This window comes from Pyxidicoccus trucidator (assembly GCF_010894435.1).
GTDB lineage: Bacteria > Myxococcota > Myxococcia > Myxococcales > Myxococcaceae > Myxococcus > Myxococcus trucidator.
This window is the reverse complement of sequence record NZ_JAAIXZ010000058.1, coordinates 1-1,653: the sequence shown is the minus strand read 5'-3', so window position 1 is coordinate 1,653 and position 1,653 is coordinate 1. Positions and strand designations below refer to the sequence as shown.

Annotated in this window: 1 protein-coding gene; it reads right to left on the bottom strand. The window is 67.8% G+C overall.

Annotation, left to right across the window (positions count from 1 at the left end; translation table 11 throughout):
• Positions 1-165: 165 nt before the first annotated feature.
• Complete coding sequence (locus tag G4D85_RS48355; protein ID WP_164021902.1) at positions 166-1,554, bottom strand: IS1380 family transposase; 1,389 nt, start codon at positions 1,552-1,554, stop codon at positions 166-168.
• Positions 1,555-1,653 lie beyond the last annotated feature (99 nt).

Here is a 1,653-nt window from a genome sequence, read left to right as displayed (position 1 = left end):
CCCGAATCGGTCACACCGGGCGCTGACACTGGGTTGGTGTCGCAGCGTAACCTGACGGTGGCCGCGCGCTTGGCCTCGCATCGGTTCTGGCTCCGGCAACGGGCAAAGCCCGGCCCTCTCCTGCCGGAGCCAGACCCGCGCGAGGATGTCAAAGAGCCGCGAGCGTCAGGAGGGAGTGGGGACGGCGCGCAGCTGCTCCGCGATGCGTGTGAAGAGGTCTTTCACTGGGGCGGCAGCGCTCAACGACAGGACGACGCGGCGGACGCTCACGCGGACGACGGCGGCCACCTTCAGCAGCTTGAGCCGGAGGGTGCCCGCCTGCGCACGCTCGAGTTGCGTGCCTTTCAGGCCAAAGTGCCGCAGCAGGTTGAGCAGCACGTAGGCCACGGAGGCGAACCACAGGCGCAGCTGGTTGGCCCGCATCGTGTGGGCGCTGGTCCGGTCCGCGAAGAGGCCCAGCTGCTGCTCCTTGATGCGGTTCTCCATGTCACCTCTGGCGCAGTAGAGCTCCTCGTAGAGTGCCTGCGCGGGGTGCTGCTCTTGGCCCAGGGACGTCACGACGAAGCGCGGGTTGTGCTTGTCGCCCAGCCACTCGGCCTTGGCCACCACGCGGCGCTCCCGCGTCCAGGAGTCGCGTGTCCGGTAGAGCAGCTCCCGGTAGGCACGCGTCGGCGCGCCGTCGCGCTCCTCCAGCGACACCGTCCGCACCAACTCCATGTCCGCCGCAATCATCTGCTGAAGCCGCTCGTTGCGGGCCAGGCCGAAGACGTAGTCGACGCCGTTGCCCTCACACCAGGCCATAAGGTCATCTCTGGCGAAGCCGGAGTCGGCGCGCACCACCATGCGCGTGGTGGGCCAGCGCTCACGGAGGCGGGCCACGATGCGCTTCACCTCCTCCAGCGCGCCCGCGGCCGCGTCGATGCCGGAGGTACGAAGCTTCGCGCATAGCAGGAAGTCGCCCGCGAAGATGTAAAGCGGCAGGTAGCAGTAGTTGCCGTAGTAGCCGTGGAAGAAGCGGCCTTCCTGCGTGCCGTGGATGGGGTCGTCGGTGGCGTCCAGGTCCAGCACCACTTCGCGCGGCGGGCGGCGGTGCGCGTCGAGGAAGGCATCGACGAAGAAGGATTCCACCGCCTGGGCGTCGTAGACGACCTTCCGGTAGCGAGCGTCCGCGGTGGCATCCGCCGGCGTCAACTCCAGCCGGTTGAGCGTGCTGGGGCTGGCCAGTTGCTGCGCCGGGTCCGCCTTGCCGACCACCGCCGCGAGCAGCGGGTCATGGCGCAGCGTGGCGTGGTCCACCAGGTCCTCATATCCGCAGGCGATGCCGAAGACGCGCTGGCGCACCAGCTCTTCCACGGAGTGGTGGATGAGGTCCGGGGCGCGAAGGTCTTGGAAGCAGGCAGCGAACTTGCGCATCAGCCCGAATCTCCGGTCGGTCCGGTGCAGCAGCACCAGCCCGCCGTCCGAGGTGATGTGGTCCGCATCGAACGTGGCCACCAACTTCCGCCGTCCGACGCCGTCGAACTCAAGCTGCTTCGAGGTACACTCTGTTTTCACCGCGTAGCTCCTGTCGATGGGTGGAAAGCCTTGAGAACTCTCCAGTTATCGGTCGGTCGCTACGCGGTGTCCCCTCTACCCGTGATCGATCCGGGCTAG